The 21,332-nt window shown below is 33.3% G+C and carries 16 protein-coding genes and 1 pseudogene; 9 read left to right on the plus strand and 8 right to left on the minus strand.

Annotated features, from left to right (window positions below; all coding sequences use genetic code 11):
* Nucleotide 1: 1 nt before the first annotated feature.
* From bfmS to BMW38_RS14660, 3 genes are read right to left on the minus strand one after another with little or no spacing between them, the layout of a single operon-like run.
* Nucleotides 2–1,651: a sensor histidine kinase BfmS gene (bfmS, locus tag BMW38_RS14650; protein WP_017392321.1), complete on the minus strand. Its 1,650-nt coding sequence runs from the start codon at nucleotides 1,649–1,651 to the stop codon at nucleotides 2–4.
* A 32-nt stretch (nucleotides 1,652–1,683) separates the two neighbouring features.
* Nucleotides 1,684–2,400 (minus strand): response regulator transcription factor BfmR, encoded by a 717-nt coding sequence (bfmR, locus tag BMW38_RS14655; RefSeq protein WP_003653488.1) that lies wholly within the window; start codon nucleotides 2,398–2,400, stop codon nucleotides 1,684–1,686.
* Nucleotides 2,397–2,579, minus strand: a complete 183-nt coding sequence (locus BMW38_RS14660; RefSeq protein ID WP_016801725.1) for a hypothetical protein — start codon at nucleotides 2,577–2,579, stop codon at nucleotides 2,397–2,399. The genes bfmR and BMW38_RS14660 overlap by 4 nt, the downstream gene beginning before the upstream one ends.
* Nucleotides 2,580–2,932: 353 nt before the next feature.
* On the opposite strand from BMW38_RS14660, the gene BMW38_RS14665 reads away from it, so the two are divergent.
* The 3 genes from BMW38_RS14665 to BMW38_RS14675 all read left to right on the plus strand — a co-directional run bounded on the left by BMW38_RS14665 (nucleotide 2,933) and on the right by BMW38_RS14675 (nucleotide 7,370).
* Nucleotides 2,933–5,764: a ribonucleoside-diphosphate reductase subunit alpha gene (locus BMW38_RS14665; RefSeq protein ID WP_092709348.1), complete on the plus strand. Its 2,832-nt coding sequence runs from the start codon at nucleotides 2,933–2,935 to the stop codon at nucleotides 5,762–5,764.
* Nucleotides 5,765–5,820: 56 nt separating this feature from the next.
* The gene (locus BMW38_RS14670) at nucleotides 5,821–5,952 is read left to right on the plus strand and encodes a preprotein translocase subunit YajC (RefSeq protein WP_080593108.1); all 132 of its coding nucleotides are present in this window, start codon (nucleotides 5,821–5,823) and stop codon (nucleotides 5,950–5,952) included.
* Between the two features lie 134 nt (nucleotides 5,953–6,086).
* A complete protein-coding gene (locus tag BMW38_RS14675; protein WP_005042873.1) occupies nucleotides 6,087–7,370 on the plus strand; it encodes a ribonucleotide-diphosphate reductase subunit beta in 1,284 nt (427 codons plus the stop codon).
* 199 nt (nucleotides 7,371–7,569) lie between these two features.
* Here the strand turns inward: BMW38_RS14675 and BMW38_RS14680 are convergent, their stop codons facing one another.
* Together BMW38_RS14680 and BMW38_RS14685 are read right to left on the minus strand one after the other, a co-directional pair.
* Nucleotides 7,570–7,863 carry a hypothetical protein gene (locus BMW38_RS14680; protein WP_092709351.1) on the minus strand — a complete coding sequence of 98 codons (294 nt, stop codon included), beginning with the start codon at nucleotides 7,861–7,863 and terminating at the stop codon, nucleotides 7,570–7,572.
* A gap of 271 nt (nucleotides 7,864–8,134) precedes the next feature.
* Complete coding sequence (locus BMW38_RS14685) at nucleotides 8,135–8,719, minus strand: recombinase family protein (RefSeq protein WP_092709354.1); 585 nt, start codon at nucleotides 8,717–8,719, stop codon at nucleotides 8,135–8,137.
* Between the two features lie 864 nt (nucleotides 8,720–9,583).
* On the opposite strand from BMW38_RS14685, the gene BMW38_RS14690 reads away from it, so the two are divergent.
* A complete protein-coding gene (locus BMW38_RS14690; protein ID WP_092709357.1) occupies nucleotides 9,584–10,171 on the plus strand; it encodes a recombinase family protein in 588 nt (195 codons plus the stop codon).
* 606 nt (nucleotides 10,172–10,777) lie between these two features.
* Nucleotides 10,778–11,167: a hypothetical protein gene (locus BMW38_RS19635; protein WP_227560474.1), complete on the plus strand. Its 390-nt coding sequence runs from the start codon at nucleotides 10,778–10,780 to the stop codon at nucleotides 11,165–11,167.
* Between the two features lie 79 nt (nucleotides 11,168–11,246).
* Here the strand turns inward: BMW38_RS19635 and BMW38_RS14700 are convergent, their stop codons facing one another.
* Nucleotides 11,247–11,654, minus strand: coding sequence for a hypothetical protein (locus BMW38_RS14700; protein WP_092709360.1), 408 nt, complete (start codon nucleotides 11,652–11,654; stop codon nucleotides 11,247–11,249).
* A gap of 661 nt (nucleotides 11,655–12,315) precedes the next feature.
* Nucleotides 12,316–12,940: pseudogene (locus tag BMW38_RS14705) on the minus strand (hypothetical protein).
* Nucleotides 12,941–13,642: 702 nt separating this feature from the next.
* Between BMW38_RS14705 and BMW38_RS14710 the strand changes: the two are divergent.
* From BMW38_RS14710 to BMW38_RS14725, 4 genes are all read left to right on the plus strand, one after another.
* Nucleotides 13,643–15,301, plus strand: a complete 1,659-nt coding sequence (locus BMW38_RS14710; RefSeq protein ID WP_092709363.1) for a poly alpha-glucosyltransferase — start codon at nucleotides 13,643–13,645, stop codon at nucleotides 15,299–15,301.
* 68 nt (nucleotides 15,302–15,369) lie between these two features.
* Nucleotides 15,370–16,128, plus strand: coding sequence for a CatB-related O-acetyltransferase (locus BMW38_RS14715; protein ID WP_092709366.1), 759 nt, complete (start codon nucleotides 15,370–15,372; stop codon nucleotides 16,126–16,128).
* A 32-nt stretch (nucleotides 16,129–16,160) separates the two neighbouring features.
* The gene (locus BMW38_RS14720) at nucleotides 16,161–17,702 is read left to right on the plus strand and encodes a glycosyltransferase (protein WP_092709369.1); all 1,542 of its coding nucleotides are present in this window, start codon (nucleotides 16,161–16,163) and stop codon (nucleotides 17,700–17,702) included.
* Nucleotides 17,702–18,736: a peptidase MA family protein gene (locus BMW38_RS14725; RefSeq protein WP_139193542.1), complete on the plus strand. Its 1,035-nt coding sequence runs from the start codon at nucleotides 17,702–17,704 to the stop codon at nucleotides 18,734–18,736. Before BMW38_RS14720 ends, BMW38_RS14725 begins: the two co-directional genes overlap by 1 nt.
* 133 nt (nucleotides 18,737–18,869) lie before the next feature.
* Here BMW38_RS14725 and BMW38_RS14730 read toward each other — a convergent pair.
* On the minus strand, nucleotides 18,870–21,332 hold a 2,463-nt coding region (locus BMW38_RS14730), incomplete at its 5' end, for an ABSDF2314 family large adhesin (protein ID WP_139193541.1).

Below are 21,332 nucleotides of genomic sequence, written 5' to 3' on the forward strand. Positions count from 1 at the left end.
TTTATGAAGGTGCTTTTTTATTGGCTTTCAAAGGAGGTTGTTTAAAGCGTTTTGCAGGCCATGTCATGATAAAGCGAGCTCCACCTAAGGTAGGACTTTCATCTACTTTAATTTCACCACCGAACCAGTAAGCAATACGGCTTACAATTGACAAGCCTAAACCATAGCCACCCGACGCACGAGTACGGCTATCATCTAAACGAGCAAAGGCTTCAAATACTCTTTGACGATCTTGTTCCGGAATTCCAGCACCATCATCTTCAACACAAACAAAGGCCATACCGTCGCTGTGAACACCACCTGTAATGCGGACTTTGTTATCACAATAACGAACAGCGTTACCTACCAAGTTTTGAACAACCCGATGTAAATAACGACGCTCTGCATCTACTTTCAGATAAACAGGGGGAGCAACAAGTTCAATTTCTTTTTGCGTTTTTAAAGCTTCGGTTTCTACCGCAACCTGATCCAACACATCGAATAGAGCAATTTCAGCAAAATCTAATGAAGGTGTACCCTGCTCTAGTTTTGCATAAGTCATGATTTCATCAATTAAGGTATTGAGCGCTTCAATATCTTTATCAATCATATCAACCTGATGCATACGATGGTTGTAATCGTCTTCTTCTGCCAACATTTCTGTACCAAAGCGTATACGGGCAACCGGCGTTCTAAGCTCATGAGATACTGCTCTCATCAACTCGCGCTGAGCCTCGATTAAACGCTGAATATGATCAGACATGTTGTTATAACTTGATGCCAAGTTTGCCATTTCATCACTTCCTTCAATAGGAACACGCAATGACAAATCACCAGACTTCATACGGTTTAACGCATAACGGACTTGGCGAATTTTACGTTCTAACGGCAAGATAAGACCGTAAACACCTAAACTTAGTAGGAATAGGCTAAATAAGGTAATTCCTGCTGAAAGCTGTAAAGGCATCCAGTTAAACATCGGAACCGGTCCAAGAACCAGAACTTGTGCAGGATGATTTGGTATTGGAGATACGATCGAAATGGTCGTACCACGCATTGTTGCACTATCTTTGTACAACATGACACTTTGGTCTTGGCGTAAACGGCCAATTTGCTCGGAATCCAGATTAACATCTTGAATATTGTAGATATTAATTGGATATGAGAAATGTTTTTGAATCTTGGCAAGGTATTCTTGTTCTTGCCCCGGATAAAACATTAGATAATCAAGTACAAAAATAGGGAGAGCCTTCATTTGGCGCTCACTAATTTTGTCAACTTTTATGGATAAATAGTGCTGAGGATCATCACGTAAGCCAATAATAATATACGCAATACTATTACTGGCATCGTAACGGACAACAGATTTTTGAGCTTCGATCCGTTTTTTCTCGGTACGAGATAACTCAACCTTGCTCGCATCAGTGTAATAAATTGGAAGTTCCAATAAATCCGATGCATCTGAAACCCAGTCTATTTTCTGTTGCTTCCCCGGTTGTCGAGCGACTCCCTCACTAATGACATAAGAAATACCATCAGTTAAAGACTCTCGGTATTCTTGTGCCCGTTGATAATTGATGATTTGTACAAGCAAATAACCAAAAACGGCAACCAAAACAACAAGAATTACCAGTCCCGCATATATTCGCAGGAATATGCTGTGTTTAAACACTCGACCAACCTTATAGGAAGTTTATGCAGATCTTATAACCCATTGGTTTCTTTAACGAACAAGTAACCTTTACTACGTACTGTTTTAATACGCTTTGGATTTTCAGGATCATCGCCAATTTTTGGACGAATACGTGAGATACGGACATCGATTGAACGGTCCTGACCATCGTATTCAATACCGCGTAAACGTTCGAAGATATCTTCACGCGATAAGATACGGCCAGCATTTGATGCAAGCAACCATAATAGGTCATATTCTGCGCTAGTGAAATCAACAAGCTCACCATGCAACGTTACTGAACGGCCGCCATTATCAATTACAAGGTCATCAAACTCGATACGTTGTGCAACTTCGTCTTCTACAGTTTTATCTGTACGACGTAATAACGCACGGATACGTGCTAAAAGTACGCGTGGCTGAACTGGTTTAGCGACATAGTCATCCGCTCCCATTTCAAGGCCAAGTACCTGATCCATATCTTCTGTACGTGCAGTCAACATAAGAATCGGTTGATGATAATGTGGACGAACTTCACGGCAAACGGTTAAGCCATCGGCACCCGGCAACATGACATCCAAGACCACTAGATCTGGTTGTTCACTAATAATACGACGAATTGCACGGTTACCATCAGTTTCTACACCAACTTCCAAGCCGTTGCGGATTAAATACTCTTGAGTTAATCGTGCTAAACGCTCGTCGTCTTCAACGATCAGAATCTTTGGTAACTTTTCTTCTTGGCTCATATCATTGCCCCTATAAATCTCATTACATGCATCTTAAAAATCTTGCAGATACATTCGTTTATCATTTGCAATATACACACGTTTACATTGTAAACAAGTAGGCGTTCACCAAACTGATACATGACAACCATGTTTTGTTGCATTTTATTAACCTTTGAATTTTCTCGTGTTTTTAACATTTAGTTATTGTTATTAAATTTCATATTCTATTCATATTTCCAATGTATGAATATTAAACAAATTATTTCTTTAACTGCTTTAATTGTATTTAAGTGCTTGTTTTTTGAGTTATCCACAAAGTTATCTATAAGTGTTTTTTGATAGCTTTGCTATGCTATCTCCCATCAAATCATACAGATAAAAAATTACTAAAAAGTCAAGATTGATCTGCTATGAAAAATCCCGTATCTTGTGTTCAAAATAAACTTTAACTACTAAGTCTTGTGTTTATCCCTCAAACATCGTGGCATACTTTTTGCTCGGTTCAAACGGTCTATAAACATAACAAAAGTGACAATGGAGCTATGCTGGCATGAGCGTAATTACTTCGACTCCCGGTCAAATTCAGGTGATCAAACGCACTGGAGATGTTGCTGCATTTGATGCAGAGAAAATTTCTGTTGCGATTGGTAAAGCTTTTCTTGCTGTGGAAGGTCAACAGAGTTCGGATTCAAGCCGTATTCACGACCGTATTACCCAACTGACGGAAATGGTATTAAATACTTTCACTCGCCGTTTACCATCGGGCGGTACGATCCATATTGAAGAAATTCAAGATCAGGTTGAGCTTGCTTTAATGCGTACCGGAGAACAGAAAGTTGCCCGCGCTTACGTAATTTACCGCGAACAACGTACGACTGCTCGTCAGCAAACGAACTCAAACCACCATCCTACGTTACAAGTGACCGATGCAAATGGTCAGCTTCAGCCACTTGATTTAAGTGCATTGCAAGCAACTGTAGCTAAAGCAGCCGAAGGTTTGGAAGGTATTGACGTTCAGGCTATTGTCGATGAAACCGTTAAAAACTTATATAACGGCGTAAAAGAGACTGATATTGCCACTACGATGATGATGGCAACACGTACTCGTATTGAACAAGAACCAAACTATACTTACGTGACTGCACGTTTGCTCTCTAGTGAATTAGTGAGCACAGGTTTAGCGTTCTTAGGCTTGCCTACAGATACTCCTGAAAACACTGCACTCGAAGCCTTTTTGAAAAAAGGTGTAGAGCTTGATTTGCTTTCACCAGACTTGCTTGATTTCGATTTAGAGAAACTTGCAGCAGCAATTCAGCCAGAACGCTCTAATCAGTTTACCTATTTAGGTTTACAGACTTTATTTGACCGTTACTTCATTCACTCAAACGGCGTTCGCTTCGAATTACCGCAATTATTCTTTATGCGTGTGTCGATGGGTCTTACGTTAAATGAGCAAAATAAAGAAGAACGTGCAATCGAGTTCTATAACTTATTGTCTAGCTTCGACTACATGGCTTCTACGCCTACCCTGTTTAATTCAGGTACGTTACGTCCACAGCTTTCTAGTTGTTACTTAACAACGATTGGCGACGACCTTTATGACATTTATGGCGCAATGCGTGACAACGCAATGCTTTCTAAATGGGCTGGCGGTTTAGGTAATGACTGGACACCTGTACGTGCCTTGAACTCTTACATTAAGGGTACAAACGGTAAGTCTCAGGGTGTTGTTCCGTTCTTGAAAGTTGCGAACGATACAGCTGTTGCGGTAAACCAAGGTGGTAAGCGTAAAGGTGCAGTATGTGCATACTTAGAAACTTGGCACTTAGACATCGAAGAATTTTTAGAACTTCGTAAAAACACTGGTGATGACCGTCGCCGTACACATGACATGAATACTGCGAACTGGGTTCCAGACTTGTTTATGCAACGTGTATTTGAAGATGGTGAATGGACATTATTTACGCCTTCTGAAACTCCAGACTTGCACGACTTAACTGGTGCTGAATTTGCTGAGCGTTATGCTTACTATGAGTCTGTAGCGAAAGAAACAAACATGCTACACAAGAAAGTACGTGCTAAAGACTTATGGCGCAAAATGCTTTCTATGCTGTTTGAAACTGGTCACCCGTGGATTACATTCAAAGACGTATGTAACTTACGTTCACCACAACAACATGTTGGTGTAGTTCACTCATCTAACTTATGTACTGAAATTACCTTGAACACAAATCAAGACGAAATTGCAGTATGTAACTTGGGCTCGATCAACCTTGTACAACACGTTCAAGGTGGTGTGTTAGACCGTGAGAAGTTAGCTCGCACAATTAAAACAGCAGTACGCATGCTCGATAACGTTATCGACATTAACTACTACGCTGTACCACAAGCGAAAAACTCGAACATGAAACACCGCCCTGTGGGTATGGGTATCATGGGCTTCCAAGATGCTCTATATGAAATGAACATCGCTTACGGTTCAGACGCTGCTATTGATTTTGCTGATGAATCAATGGAAGTGATTAGCTACTACGCAATTGAAACTTCAAGCAACTTGGCTGTTGAACGTGGTGCTTACTCAACATTCAAAGGTTCATTGTGGGATCAAGGTATCCTCCCAATCGACTCTTTAGAAATTGTTGCGAAATCTCGTCCAGAACGTATGTTCGAAGTTGACCGTACTCAACGTTTAGACTGGGATACTTTACGTGCCAAAGTTCAAAAAGACGGTATGCGTAACTCAAATGTGATGGCGATTGCTCCTACTGCAACCATCTCTAACATTTGTGGTGTTTCTCAATCAATTGAGCCAACATTCCAGAACTTATATGTGAAATCTAACTTGTCTGGTGAATTCACTGTCATTAACCCATACCTCGTTCGCGCATTAAAAGAACGTGGTCTTTGGGACACAGTGATGGTTAATGACTTGAAACACTTCGAAGGTTCAGTTCAAAAAATTGCTCGTATTCCTGAAGAATTAAAAGCAATCTTTGCTACTGCGTTTGAAGTAGATACACGCTGGATCGTTGATGCTGCATCACGCCGTCAAAAATGGATCGATCAAGCTCAGTCGCTTAACCTTTACATTGCTGGTGCAAACGGTAAGAAACTTGACATCACTTATAAGATGGCATGGTTACGTGGTCTTAAAACGACTTATTACCTCCGAGCTTTAGGTGCAACTTCTGCTGAAAAATCTACAATCAACACAGGTGCTTTAAACGCAGTTAAACCTGCGACTGTTGAAGCGGCTCCGGTTGCTGCCCCTGTTGTAGAAGCGAAAAAGCCTGAAGCAGTTGAAGAAGATGGTTTTACCCAAGCAGCTCCAGTTCCAATGGCTTGTTCAATCGACAATCCTGATTGCGAAGCTTGCCAATAATATTCAATAAAATTGCTCTTTTTCGCTAAAGAGCAATTTTACAAGAGGTAAAGATTATGCTTTCTCATCTCAGCCATAACTATATGCTTGGTGTTGGAGTTTTAATCTTTGCCTTTCTTTTCTTTTATATACCGCTGATTTACGCATTTTTCACAATACGTAAGCAACAGCGTAAGCAAAATAAGTAGTAGAGACCAAAGGCCCAAAATTTGGTCATACCTCAATAAAACTTAATTTTGTTTACACATTAAAAGCGTATAGTAGGGACATCTTCGTTTAAGAGATGTCAAATATAGATATACACAACGAAGAGAGAACAAAAATGTCTATCCTTAGTTGGGACGATTTTGAAGATGATTCGCAAAAACCGGCTGCACCTGAACTCAAGTCTGCGCCCGTCAAATCGGAAAAAACGACTAATTCGCAGAATGTATCTTCTGCGGAGTCATCATCGCAGAGCTTGGCAACTTCACAATCCGCTGGAACCCATTCCGTGCGACCAACAGTTGCCTCCGATACGGTGGCTAGAGCCTCTGCAGCCTTAGAACATTTAGATGTTGCTCCTGGCCTTGAAGAGCTAGAAATGGGCGCACAACGTGTTCAAGTTGACGACAAAGCCATGATTAACTGTCGTGCGGACTTGAACCAGCTTGTTCCATTTAAATATGAGTGGGCTTGGCAGAAATATCTTGACGGGTGTGCAAACCACTGGATGCCTCAAGAAGTAAACATGAACCTAGACATCGCGCTTTGGAAGTCTGAAAATGGCTTGACTGAAGATGAGCGTACGATTGTTATGCGTTCTTTAGGTTTCTTCTCGACTGCTGACTCTTTGGTTGCAAACAACTTGGTATTGGCAATTTACCGCCACATTACTAACCCTGAATGCCGTCAGTACATCTTGCGTCAAGCATTTGAAGAAGCGATTCACACTCACGCTTACCAATACTGTATCGAATCTTTAGGTATGGACGAAGGCGAAGTCTTCAACATGTACCGTGAAGTTCCATCTGTTGCACGTAAAGCAGCGTGGGGATTGAAATATACTCAATCTTTAACTGACCCTAATTTCCACACAGGTACACCTGAAAACGACCAACGTTTACTTCGTAACTTGATCGCGTTCTACTGTGTTCTTGAAGGGATCTTCTTCTACTGTGGCTTTACTCAAATTTTGAGTATGGGTCGTCGTAACAAGATGAATGGTGTTGCTGAGCAATTCCAATACATCTTGCGTGATGAATCTATGCACTTGAACTTTGGTATTGACATGATTAACCAAATCAAGATTGAGAACCCTCACCTTTGGAGTGCTGAGTTCCAACAAGAAGTGGTTCAAATGATTGTTGAAGGCACAATGCTTGAAATCGAATATGCGCGTGACACTATGCCACGTGGTGTATTGGGTATGAATGCAAGCATGATGGAAGAATATTTGAAATTCATCTGTAACCGCCGTTTATCTCAGTTAGGTTTACCAGAGCAATTTGCTGGTGTAACCAACCCATTTGCATGGATGTCTGAGATGATGGACTTACGTAAAGAGAAGAACTTCTTTGAAACGCGCGTAACTGACTACCAAACTGGTGGTGCGTTAAGCTGGTAAGTTTAAGCATCTGCCAAACAATAAAAACCGCTATTGATAGCGGTTTTTTTTATTTAAAGTATAATTCACTAGCTCAAACAGATCCGACATACAATACAGCTAAAATAAACTTTAAAAATCAATAATATAAATTACAACAATAAAAACCCAGAGTAGTTTTAACTAAACAAAAAATAAGCGTTTTTTTAATATTCAAAAACTAACAACCACAAATCCAAAACATATTATAGACAATAAGAGCTGGAGCATTTACAGGATAAATATCACTATCGAGAGATTTATATAGCCTATCCTTATACTCAATAGTTAGTAACTTTTCTTTTCGATCAACGACCAAACCAACTCTATAAATAAAGTAGAAGGAATCATTATTATTTATTCGTCTAAATACAAATTGTACTGCATCTTCTTTTTGAATTTTTGAATGATCAACCGCTATAAAACCATTACATACAGGACACTTCCATTTATCTAAATCAATACTCATATCTATACTTCAAGTTAACGCATCGTATAAATTAATCGCATAGTCAAGTAATATAACTTTCAATGAATTAAAGTTGGGCTACAAAATACACATAACAATATCAATAGAAAAATAAAAACATCAATATGAATTTAATTTTAAAATAAAAATATTATTTAATAACTATTAAATTAAAAATTAAAACACAATTTAATACATAAAAAATCACTAAAATAATCAAAAAATATTTTAATCAATTATTAATCACAATATAAAAACCCCATATTAACCTTTATAGTTATTTACTGGATTTTTCAAGTATTCTTTGTATTACAGTCCTTGATACAGCAAGATCTTTAGCTAAAGAATATACGCTAAATCCTTTTTTAAATTTATTAATAACTTCCTGTTTTTGTTCGTTTGTTAGTTTTTCGGGTCTACCTACTTTTTTAGATAATCTATGATTCTTTTGTGTAGATTGATCGAGCAAGAAAAGTTTTTCAAAACTAATGCAAATTTCTATAAAATGAATAAAATCATTTCTAATACTTTCTTTCAACTCACAATTAAAATATTCCAAAATAATCAATTTGATTTGTTTTTTTTCAATCAATATAATTGTAGATAATATTTCTTTAAAACTATTCCCTAAACAGTCAATTCCTTTAACAATTAAAAAATCATCCTCTTCTAAAGAATAATTAATCAAATTAAAAAATATAGTCCGTAAAGATATAGACTTATCAACTGAAGCCAATTCCAGTACTACTCTACTATATGGAACTTTATGATTAAAAGTATTTAACAATGAAATAAAAGATTCTTTTTCTTTGTCTAATTCATCAATATTAGAATTAACCCGCATATAAGCATAAATACGCATGCTCCCCCCCTATCCCTTAGAGTCATGTGAAGTGTATTTCCAAAGTATGTTCAAATCGAAGAGTTTCTTTTAGATACTTTTAGAGCTTCACTTATTGTTTGTTATATAATTAATGTCTTAAATTTATAATTTTATACTAGTATAAATTTTCTTATATTACCACCATCCAAAACAATTAAAATATAATATAAAAAAATATTATATAAACACAAAAAACATTTGCCCGTTAAATCAATCATCAATTTCGGTCTTAAATATCAGTATTATAATCATCAACAAGAACTTAAATATCACTAGACATTAAATCAAATATCCACTTTAAATAAAACATTCAAAATATCATAAACACAGTGACAAAATATTTATAATAATAAACTCATTAATTTCTATAATATATTACCTAAAATTGTTTTAAAACTATGTTTTAAATTTACAATAAATTTAAACACACAATCAAAAATAAAATAAAATAAACATACAAATCATTAAAAATCAAATACCTACATCAAACATCTATAATCTTACAACTAACAAGTTATTACTTTGTTATATTTTGTGCATTCAAATTAGTTCAAATAAAAAATAAAACTAGATTTTAATATCAAATTTATATTAAATTCAGGAGTAGCTTAAGTAATTAGTTAATTTAATATACAATATACTAAACCCAAAAAGCCAATAAAATTATTAGGTAACATGATTATGGAAGTTAATAAAAATTTGAAAAAGTAATTATTTAACTATGTACTTAATTATTATGTTTTAAACACTGTATAGTACACTTTTGTGATTTAGTTCATGTTTTTTTTAAAAAAATAAGATGCTAATATTTGTTTTGTTTTTGTTTAATTTTGGTGTTTTAATATGCGTACATATGCCTATGTTAGAATAGAGCCTAATTTGCAATTTGAATTTTCTAGGTATATCTCTTTTTTTAGTGAGTATGGCTATAAAATCCAAAAGAATAGATTAGTAGTAGAAGAAGTATCTGTTGATAAATCTATTGCTTATAGAGATAAATTTCTTAATTTAATAAGTTACTCTTTAGAAGAAGGTGATATTTTAGTGATAAAAAGCATGGATTGCTTAGGAAATAGCTTTGAAGAAATTTTAGGAATAGTTGATAAAATTGATCAAAAAAAAATCCGGCTGATATGCTTGGATTACTCTAAAAATGAAATTAATGGTGACTTAAAAATTTTCTTTCTTCATTTTTTAAAGTTATCAGCTGAATTTGAGAAATTATTTAAGGCTGACAATAAAAAATTCAAGGATCACAAACCAACAAGAAAAGTTGGTCGTCCAGAAATATTAAATAATGAACAAAAAAATAGAGTAATTGAATTGTTTAAGAAAGGCTACAGCGTATATTCACTCGCTAAAGAATTTGCAGTTACAAGAACAGTAATTCAGAGAATTTTAAACAATGCATCGAAAAGTAATGCATTGTAATTATTAAATATTTTGGATTAAATGATCTATGACATACATATGGAATAATATAAAAAGGAAGAGTTATGAATTATATAGTATTAGTCCTCTAAATGAGCTTAATTAAATTTCAAGCAAAAAATTAGATAAGCTGTTGAAATACAATTGTATATTATTTATTTTTATGCTTGAAATTTAGATACGATTATCAAGAATGGATATAATTAATTCTATATTAAGTTAGTTTTTCTTATACTTCTTTAAAATTAGTTTTATGTCTTTCATCATGATTACGCTACCTATAAAAACATAATTAGTTAACTCTCAAACAATTCAATAAAAATAATATTTATTTTCAATAATTTAAAACAAAACACTTTATGTAAAAATATAATTTATATAGATTTACTATTGATTATATTATATTTACATCGTAGAGTTGTTTCCCATGAAATAAAACGATTTAACTTTTAAGAAAATGTTAATAGTGTAATTTTATTTCAAATAATTTCTTAACAAACTAACCATTTGAAATTTATAAATTTCAGCTTTTAACAAAAGCAAATTTATGTTTTTAAAGCATTTATTATGAAAATTTATTTATTTTAAAATATGATAATATTTAATATGAATGATATTTTTTGGAAGTCCTCAATAGGCTTAGCAACAGGTGATATTTATATTCCGAAAGGAATTGGACCCTTCCCAACTATTATTATTTTTGATACAGGGTTAATAAAAAGCACCAGAACTTATGCCACCTTCTATGCAGAGAAAATGAAAGAAATAGGTTTTTTTACTTTTCTAGTGACATTAAACTTAAACAAAATAAACAAGTATGAAAAAAATGAAATTGGCTTAGCTATAGAATATATTTCAAAACGAAAAGAAGTAAATGGTAATAAGATCTACTTAATAAAAATTGAAAAAAACAAAATAATAGATTCCAATATAAAGTTATACAAAAATTATTTTCAGGCTATCGCTTCAATTAATTATTTTACTTTAAACAGCTAAATCTTTAAATAAAAATTATTTGAATGAATTATAATGAGACCAAGCTAGTCAGGCTTAGTCTCCTTTTATTGTTTAATTATCAAAAACCATGACTAACAGATGATTTAGAAACATAAATTGAATTTTTGGGGTTTGCATCTTCTACCCAGCATGACTTAGAAACATTAATCTCTTCACCACTTACTAAAATAATTTTTGTCTGTTTCAGATCACTAATAACATTACTGGCAGCATAATAATGATGTTTATCACAAATTACTGTCTTCTTATGATTACTTGCATATTGAGAGGCTTTATCTTCTGTAACCTCTCCTGTACCAAAGCTAGGGTGGTTTGATTTTTCTGATATTAAATACAATTTATGACTAGCAATGGTATTAATAGAAGGTGGTGAATAAACTGATTGATGACCATATGGCTGATTCACACAACCCGTCAAGATTAGTGTTAATGAAAATACGATTTTAAATAGAAGTAAATTCTTCATTAATTTTAATCCTCATGTTAAATATATAATCATCCATTTTTATAAAATCCATCTTAAATTAAAATTTATAGAATCAGGATTATTAATAATAGATATATTACTATAATAGGTTTATGTTAAATTCAACTATACACTCTTAAATTATAATAAAAGAAATCAATATAATTTTAAATTCTTTATTAATTAAGAAGAGTCCACATCCTATAAGGTGTGGACTTAGTGAATATCACTCAAACCTGAAATACGAGGAAAGTTATATAACAACATCCTCAAGATTATATTCACATGAGAACTAGGCCTTATCAATTACAAATTAATTAAGTTCAAAATAAATTCCCATAGTACAAAAAATATCCTTATTTTACATACATTAAACTCACGCATAACTTAAAAAATGTTTTAAAATTATGTTTTAAATACTTAAATTTCAAACATTATAAAAAATTTGAAAGATAGAATGCGCTCACAATTTATTTTCCATAATTTATAGTTTTTATAACTATATTCCTCCTCATCCCAACTTTTATTTCATTTATAAATGATCTATTTAACTAATAATCAACTCAATAGATCAACTTATGGATTCAATGTAAGTTCATCTTTTAATATTTGCGTAAAACTATTTCTCATTAACCAGATAAATCTAATATTACTTTTAGTTCTACGCAAACAATATAGTAAGCTTATAAATTTGCTGCTTGGTCAAGAATATTTAAGGTTGGTAGCCCCCTTGCACACATCCCTGCGATCTTTGTAGCTTTCTCAGCCAGATTATGATGAGATCCGTCAATTGCTTGTAAATTTATGATATTTGACGTCCAAGATAATTGAATCAACTTGTCATGCAGTACCTTCTGGGAAACCCAGGGTACAATACTGTCATTTAAATCCCCTACTACAAATACTCTATTCGCTGGGTGCTTAGGTGTAAGTGCAGTTATTGCATCTACAGCTTCAAATAGTCTTGGATCAGGTGTCTTCCCCAATGCTTCAGCCTGTATTTTTGGTGATGAAGGAGCTGAACTTGGAACAGCGCATAATATGTCAGTCCTTTTTGACAATAAGGCAGATACAATATGTCCACCGCCACTATGTCCAACTAACACATAATTAAGGATTTGATGTCTTTGTTTAATTTTATTTAATGCTTCAGACATTAATAAAGATTCTAATGGCTTTCTAGCACCATTATGTACACCAGACGATCCATAAATTCCTGGGCGAGCTACAAAAACATATGGGAAATTATATAACTCTGTGGACGCAGTGACTGCTTTATTAACCATGTCCTGTGGTTTTAGATTAGTATATGATGGAGGTGCCCCCCCTACAATTCCTACATCACCAGAAAAATAGGCAATTGCTCTATTATTACTTTGATTTTCGAGTAATCCGGCAGAATAATATCGTATGCATTCTTTATATGAGTAACCATTTAAATTTACCTCAACCCATACAGTTCTTCCGATCCCAGAATTATCTAATTGTGTACATTGTGCTTGAGTCGAAGTAACAACTTTATACGCATCATCTCCGATAAAATTTCCATTTGTTAAATCAATACTAACTGTTTCAGCAAAACTATGATTAGCAGCTAACAACATCAATAAAGAAATTATTTTTTTCATAATTAACCTTTTTAATTCAGATAAACTTTAGATAATTAAACTAACAACCAAGATTAGTTGACACAACAACAAAAAAAATAGAAATATTAAAAACTATATAATCCATTTATTTTTATCAAAAAAATTAAGCTAGACTACATTAAAAATATAAATTATGTTTTAAATTACACTAAAATTAAAACATATGAATTAAATTTCGAATAATTTTAAACACAACTCAAGCCTTAAAATCACTTCTAGTACCACAAAAAAACAAATACAATAACAAACAGAATTAAATATCACTCTATTATTTTTTAAAAAAGGGATTAAAACAATTTAATTGTTTTATAGCCAAGATTAACTTAATTAGGTCGTAATATGCTACATCAATTGAAATATTTAGATTTAAGTAATTTAAAGAATCAGATCAGTGAATGGATATCACTATATGATCAGACTGACTCTGATAAAAAAATAGTCTTTATCTCATATGGTTGCCTAGATCAACGTTGTAAAGTTTTTTCAATCGCTAGTGCTGACATACAAAAATTGCAAAAAAAAATAAATAACTTTTTAGAAAAAATTTTTCTTAAAGATAAACGTTATCTAGCCTATATAAAACTTGATATTGCAACTCAAATAGAAAAAAAAAGTTGGACTGATGTTACCAATGATATATCTAATCAAAAGCATAATAATCATTTTAGGAAAGGTATTAGTTTTGATAAAGATTTCAATATATGTTTTTTAGAGCAAGAAATTTATGGGAATGCAATCATACGAGGAGTTTCATACGATCAAAAAAACTTTATTGACCAGAATAATTTAAATAATGCAATCAAGAAAAAATATCCTTCTATTCAAAAAGAATTAGAAATTAGTAAAATTAATGATGTATGGCTTTTTGAAACTGAAAGTGTATTTTACGAAAATGGTAAATTCATTAAACTTCAAAGTGGTGGTTGTGAAAATGGGGTTAGATTCATTGATAAAAATGATAAATCTCATATTAAAGAAATAATTAATAAAAATGCTAATTTTCTATCCAATCAACTTTTAGAAGATGGGAAATTTATCTATGGCTATTTTCCAGCATTTGATAATGAAATTAAAAGCTACAATACAATACGGCATTGCACTTCAATTTATTCTCTTTTAGAAACTTTTGAGATTGAAGAGAATAATCAATATTGGCCTAAAATTCACTTGGCTATTGAGTATAGCATCAAAAATTTTTATAAGTTAATCGATGAAGATACTGCTCATATGATTGATGGAAATGACAATAATTATGAGATCAAGCTTGGTGCGAATGCAGCTGCTATTTTAATGTTAACAAAATATCAGGAAATTACTAAAAATAAAAAATATCTAGAATATGCAGAAAAAATAGCAAATGGAATTATTCAAATGATTGATAAATCAGGACAAACAGTGCATATCTTAGAGTACCCATCTTTATCTATTAAAGAAAAATTTAGAATTGTTTATTATGATGGTGAAGCTGCACTAGCGCTACTAAGACTATATCAATTAAATAATAATAAGCTTCTTTTAGATACTGTTAAATTAATGTTTGATAACTTTATATCTAATTCATATGAAAAATATCATGATCATTGGCTAAGTTATTGTACCAATGAATTAACAATGTTATGCCCAGAATTTAAATACTATCAATTTGGTATAAATAACTACTTAAAACATATGGATTTTATTAAAAATCGAAAAACAGCATACGCAACTTTTCTTGAAATGATGATGTCTGCTTATAAAATGGTGAGTCGCCTAAGTGAGCAAGGGCATGAAAAATTATTTAACTCTTCTAGATTTGAAGATTTAAAATCTCTTATAAAATTACGTGCCGAATTTCAACGTACAGGTTTTTTCTATCCAGAAGTAGCTATGTATATGAAAAATCCCAAGTCTATATTAAATTCTTTCTATGTAAGGCATGACCGTTTTCGTACTCGTATTGATGATCAAGAACATAACTTATCAGGCTATATTGCATACTATTTGTATTTCAAAGATTAGCTTGGAGTTTCTAATTCTAGAATCAAAAATATCAAAAACTTTTTAATAGAGTAATTAAAGGTATCTTTATGAATGAAGAAATATTTACTTTATCAAATGAAACAATAAGTGTTGAATTTTTTAAAATTGAAGAAAATCTTAAAAAGCTCAATATAAATATGTTTTTCCTAAAAAAAAATCCACATCGGCTTATTACATTAAATAATGATTTGAAACTTGAAGGACATAATAATTTTTATAATAGTGTTTTAAGCCTTTGTACAATTGGTGCTTTCTCATACTCATCCTCAAGTCTTGGTTATGGTGTTTCTATTGGCCGCTATTGTAGCTTAGCTAGTAATATTAAAATTATGGGTGCTCATCACTTCACCGATTGGGTTTCTACTTCTCCTCACTTTTATACTGAAGATTATCATGATACTGACCCAGCATCAGTTACACATACTTTTAGAAGCCGACGTAATGTCACCATTGGAAATGATGTGTGGATTGGATCAGATGTTATTTTAAAAAATAATATTACTATTGGTGATGGTGCAATAATCGCTTCTAACAGTGTGATTACAAAGAATGTTGAACCATATACTATCGTTGGTGGTAACCCTGCCAGACTCATTCGTAAAAGATTTGACAATACAGTTATTAATGAATTAATAAATTTGAAATGGTGGAAATTTCACAAAAATGATTTAAAAGGCCTAAACTTCATGGAACCACTTGATTTTATTGATCAATTTAAAAATAAAATTTATACAGGAGGTTTAAATGAATATCATCCACCAATTCTTACAAAAAGTGATCTGCTTAAATCACCATCAAACAAATAAATCTTATTATATTTTATAAATGGTTATTTATTATGAAAACTCAATATTTTTTTCTATTTCCAAAAATTGACCAAAAGAAAAATGGATTGGTTTTTGCTCTTTTAAAACGTGCAAAAATATTAAATGAACAATTAGGTATTAGTCCCACCATTATTACTACTGATTATGATCGCTCTCTTGCAGAAAATTATTGGAGCCTTATTACTACAAATTTAGCTCCTACTTCTATTGGCTATCTCAATCTATATGGTGATTTTCAAGGAACTCATCTAAAACTGGCTAATAAAAAAATTCATAATACTATGGTAGAAATGTTTAACAGTAACATTTTAAAAACTATAATTCCTTTCACCTACAATCAGCGGTTTCATGATAAAAATAATAAAAACTATTTGTACGAAATACGGCAAAATGACTCTCCTACTTTAAGTTATGTAAATACTTTCAAAAAAGGAGTAAAAACAGGACGGATTATTTATGACTCTTATGGTTATCTTAGTTGTATTCAAGTCATCAACCCAGAAAATCAAATGATAATAACTGAAACTTATTATCATACAGAAGGTTATCCAGTTATTATAAAAAACTATCAACTCAACGAAAAGAATAAAAACATTGTTTCAAATATTTTTTTATTTAATAAACAAGGTGTTATTGACGAGGTTTTTGATACTGAGTCTCAACTCATTCAATACTGGTTCCTAAAAATCTCTCAACTTTATAAAAATGATCTAATGTATATTCTTATCGACCGTGCAATTCATTTCTATGAACCACTTAGAGAGATAAAACAAGAAAATATGCGTTTTATTGGTACAATTCATGCCACCCATTTAAATGGTCCTGATATTCAAAACTCTACAATTAATCGTCATTATCGTAGTTACTTTAAATATAGTAATGAATTAGATGCATTAGTAATCTTAACTGAACGCCAAAAACAACATATTCAACAGCGCTTTGGAATGGAAGGTAAACTATTTGTTATTCCGCATATATATGAAAAAATTGTCGATCATGTCAATTTTTCAAACAGAGATCCAATGTTTTGCTTAACTATTGCCAGATATGATAAAGCGAAAAATTTAGATAGCTTAATTAGGATCTTCAAAAAAGTTGTAGAAGTAATCCCCAATGCTTATTTAAACATTTATGGTTTTGGAAGTGAGTATAACTTCTTACAAAGTCAAATTGATGAACATCAATTAAATAACCATATTAAATTGATGGGCTATAATGAGGATACTGATGCTTTATATAATAAAGCAAGCTTATTCCTTTTTTCTAGCCGATCTGAAGGTTTCGGTATGGCAGTTTTAGAAGCCCTATGCCATGGTTGCCCTGTAGTGAGTTATGACATCGATTACGGACCATCAGACATGATTAATCATGATGAAAATGGCTATTTAATTACTTTTCAAGATGAAGAGTTATTTGCACAGAAAGTAATTTCTTTATTAAAAGATGAACAAAAAAGGCTTAAACTTAGTGAAAATGCATATGCATGTACTCAACTCACTGATCAAAAACAATTTGCACAAAAATGGCAATCACTTTTTCAGGCCATTCTGTAATGTTTTTTATGCATAAGAAGGGTTTGGTTTTATTATTTTCTACATTTTGCTTATCTACTTATATTCATGCAAAAACTGATTGTTATTCAAGTAACCCTCCAGTAGTTACACAACTTGATAAAGTCTATTATGGCATGGATAATCTGCGTATTTTTTATACTACATCTGGCGATAATGCTTTAAAATTTCAATTAGATAAAAATCTAAATCATGTTCCAGACTATGTAGAAAATATTGCTATTCAAGCAAATACCATACGCAAAGCTTGGTCCGTTTTAGGCTACCAAGATCCTTTGAATAGTCCACGCTATAAAAATAACGTCCAATATATTGATATACAAATACAGAAGCTTAATGGACTCGGACTAGCTTATGATAAACCCCATCGACATACCAATAATCCATTAAAAAAAAATGCGTGTGCTCTAATTATTCTTATTAGCAATAATATTCCAAATTTAACTACTGACTCTTCATTAGTTGAACATGAATTATTTCATCTTTACACCTACGGTTATACGATGTTTAAGCAACCTTGGCTCACGGAAAGCTTGGCAGCCTGGTCAGAAGGGATCATCAGAAAAGATAAGCTTGGTACATATGGACAGAGAAATTTGCCGAAAAATGAAGAAGATTTTGACAAATATATCTTGCAAAGAACTTATAGGACATCTCAATTATGGAACCGTCTTACCACACTTATAGATACATCTAATGGAAAACTACTTTTGCCCTCTTCTCTCATACAACAGAGATACACTGATGGACAACCTGTTTTTCAAGATCAATATTTAAAAGGAACCGTCTTTATGAAAAAGTTTCTTGGAAATCTTGGAAAACAAGATCAACAAATTTCTATTTTAAATAATTGGAATTTATATCACTGGAAAGAAATTGATCAAAATTCAGCTCATTTCAACCAACAAATTTTAGATACTTTATTGATAACTCTAGAAAAAACGAACGAAAGCAATATAGAGAAAAATAAATTTCAAAGTCTCTTAAAAAAAGTTATTAAAAATAAAAAAATCTAGTTAATTTTACTTTCAAAAATATTAAATAAGCCATTTACTGTAACTAATGCTTTTAAAAACTGTTTTTAAATAAAAAAAGAGAAGGCACTTATGCCTTCTCTTCTATTTACAGATTTCTATCAGCAATAATCAATTAAAATAACAACTGATTATTATTCAATAACTCATCCAGTGTTGTATCTGTATTTTTCAATACAATGAGATCGGTTGAGTTATAGGTATTACCAGTACCATCACGATCAATACTAATTAAAGTATTACCCGCACCATCAGAAGTAACAGACACATAATTAGAGATATTGCCTGCATTAGCACCATTTAACAATGAACTAATATCAACTTTATCACCTTGAGCCAAATTGAAGTCAGTCCACTCATCTGTACCATTACCACCCGTTGCATCAGCAGCGTTCAGCAAGTTATAGACAACTGTATCTGCACCAGCTCCTGTACTAATAATGTCATGGCTAGCAGTACTGATGGTCTCACTACCAATATTCACGGTCAATGTTGCAGGTGTACTTTCATCGCCTGTTGCAGCAACCAGTTTATAGTTCAATGTAGCGACATCACCAGAAGTCGCAGAACTATTTGCTGTGAACGTATATGTTCCATTTGCCGAAACAACGAAGGTACCATCTTCAACCGTGATTGTTTGACCATTCGCTTGTACATAAGTACCAGGTGAAGTTTCTACAAATACTTTTGTACTTGCCCCACCTGTTACATCTACACCATTACCAGAATCATCTGTTAACAAGTTACCTGTAGCCGTTACTGTCGCACCATTACCAACGAATTGATCATAATGTGTGAAAGTAGCATTTACTGTAGTGTTGACAGTGGTTGTATTCGTTCCAGCAATCAGAGGAATATTAGATTCTGTGCTACCAAACACGACACGCCATTGGCTAGTAGTGTCTGATGCAGAAACCTGATAAGAGCCGCTGATCAACACAGTACCGCCAGCATCACCTAAGATTGGTGATGAATGTACAACAGAAGCTGATGCTCCAGGTTGAGTTGTCCAAACACCATTCACAAGTTTTTGTACTTGATAACTGAAAGTATCACCATTAGCAGAGCTATTTAAGATACCACCTTGTGTAGTTACAGAGAAATTAATCGATGCAGCAGTATGTGCAGCGACATTAATCACATCACTCGTATCACTACCAGCAACCGAAGTAGCAGCACCAAATAACGGTTTCGTACTACTTGCAGCCATGCTACCCGTATCAACAGTTGTATTGGTTGATGGAACTAAAGTAATCGCAGCTATTGCTGAATTATCAGTTGCCGTCAATTCTACTACACCATCTTGAGTTGGATCTTCTGGCCATGTGATATCAAGATCATTTGTATCAATGCGAATATTTAAAGTCGCTGTATCTTGATGTCCATCACTATCCTGAATCGTATAAGTGAAGCTATCTACTTTACCTAGACTATTTGGAACAGTGAAATCACGGATGTATTCATAATTACCATTTTTATCAATGAACAACTCACCATATTCACCTTGAATACGAGTAAATGCTTCAGTGTCTTGTGGTAACGCAGTTGTTACACCATCTTCATTAGCAACACTAATAACTGTTGCTGTTTCACCAGCATGAATAACGTCTGCTACATCTGTAGGATTTTCAGGATTATTTGCAGTAATCACATTACCTTTGGCTACAACATCACCATAATCACTCAATACCTCGTTGGTAACAGAAATTGAAGCAATACCAATTCCTGTCACTTGTACGCCCTCACCAGGAGTTAATACAAGCGCATATTGTCCTTCAGGTAGATTACTGATAGATGCTCCACCACCCATGACTCCTAAACCAATTCCAAGCATGGATCCAGCATTATCTATTTTGCTGTACGGTTCATATCCACCCGTATTCTCGTTATAACGAAGAATATTAAGGTCATAAGAACCAATACCACCACCTATTAACACTCCACCAAAAGATACATCAAACGATGCAATTCCACCTTCAGGTACGGTAACTGTAATTGGTGTTTGACCTTTCAAGTCAATAATTGGACCAATCAATGATAATGATGGGAAGGTTACTAATGCACCGCCCGGAATATCAGGATGAGTTACTACAGGAGTAATCTCACTTAATACCGTAGCAATATCATCGATAGCATCAATGAAAACTGGAACTATAGATGTGACTGGTAATGAAGTATTACCTGCTGCATCTGTCGCTGTTGCTGTTACAACATCGCCAGTTACTAATGTACCAGGATTAGCTACAGACCAAGTACCATCACCTTCTGTAGTAGTAGTAATGGTACTACCATCTGGGAAGGTTACAGTTACTGTTGAACCTGGTTCTGCCGTACCTGTGATCGGATCAACATCATCCAATTCATCAATAGCAATTACTGGAGGTACAGTATCTACAACTTCTGTTGCTGGTGTCGATTCGTTACCTGCTGTATCTGTCGCTGTTGCTGTTACAACATCACCATTATTCAAGCCTGGGTTCGGCACTGTCCAGCTTCCATCTGTACCCGCAACTACTGTTGCTGTGGTGCCATCTGGATAAGTCACTGTCACTGTTGAACCTGGTTCTGCTGTACCTGT

Source organism: Acinetobacter sp. yr461, assembly GCF_900110445.1.
GTDB classification, from domain to species: Bacteria; Pseudomonadota; Gammaproteobacteria; order Pseudomonadales; family Moraxellaceae; genus Acinetobacter; species Acinetobacter calcoaceticus.

Bases quoted from the DNA above. Each gene is read 5' to 3' on its own strand.
- BMW38_RS14715 (WP_092709366.1), top strand. From the start codon at position 15,370: ATGAATGAAGAAATATTTACTTTATCAAATGAAACAATAAGTGTTGAA.
- BMW38_RS14710 (WP_092709363.1), top strand. From the start codon at position 13,643: ATGCTACATCAATTGAAATATTTAGATTTAAGTAATTTAAAGAATCAG.
- BMW38_RS14720 (WP_092709369.1), top strand. From the start codon at position 16,161: ATGAAAACTCAATATTTTTTTCTATTTCCAAAAATTGACCAAAAGAAA.
- BMW38_RS14670 (WP_080593108.1), top strand. From the start codon at position 5,821: ATGCTTTCTCATCTCAGCCATAACTATATGCTTGGTGTTGGAGTTTTA.
- BMW38_RS14665 (WP_092709348.1), top strand. From the start codon at position 2,933: ATGAGCGTAATTACTTCGACTCCCGGTCAAATTCAGGTGATCAAACGC.
- bfmR (WP_003653488.1), bottom strand. From the start codon at position 2,400: ATGAGCCAAGAAGAAAAGTTACCAAAGATTCTGATCGTTGAAGACGAC.
- BMW38_RS19635 (WP_227560474.1), top strand. From the start codon at position 10,778: ATGAATGATATTTTTTGGAAGTCCTCAATAGGCTTAGCAACAGGTGAT.
- BMW38_RS14675 (WP_005042873.1), top strand. From the start codon at position 6,087: ATGTCTATCCTTAGTTGGGACGATTTTGAAGATGATTCGCAAAAACCG.
- BMW38_RS14660 (WP_016801725.1), bottom strand. From the start codon at position 2,579: ATGTTAAAAACACGAGAAAATTCAAAGGTTAATAAAATGCAACAAAAC.
- BMW38_RS14700 (WP_092709360.1), bottom strand. From the start codon at position 11,654: ATGAAGAATTTACTTCTATTTAAAATCGTATTTTCATTAACACTAATC.
- BMW38_RS14690 (WP_092709357.1), top strand. From the start codon at position 9,584: ATGCGTACATATGCCTATGTTAGAATAGAGCCTAATTTGCAATTTGAA.
- BMW38_RS14685 (WP_092709354.1), bottom strand. From the start codon at position 8,719: ATGCGTATTTATGCTTATATGCGGGTTAATTCTAATATTGATGAATTA.
- BMW38_RS14725 (WP_139193542.1), top strand. From the start codon at position 17,702: ATGTTTTTTATGCATAAGAAGGGTTTGGTTTTATTATTTTCTACATTT.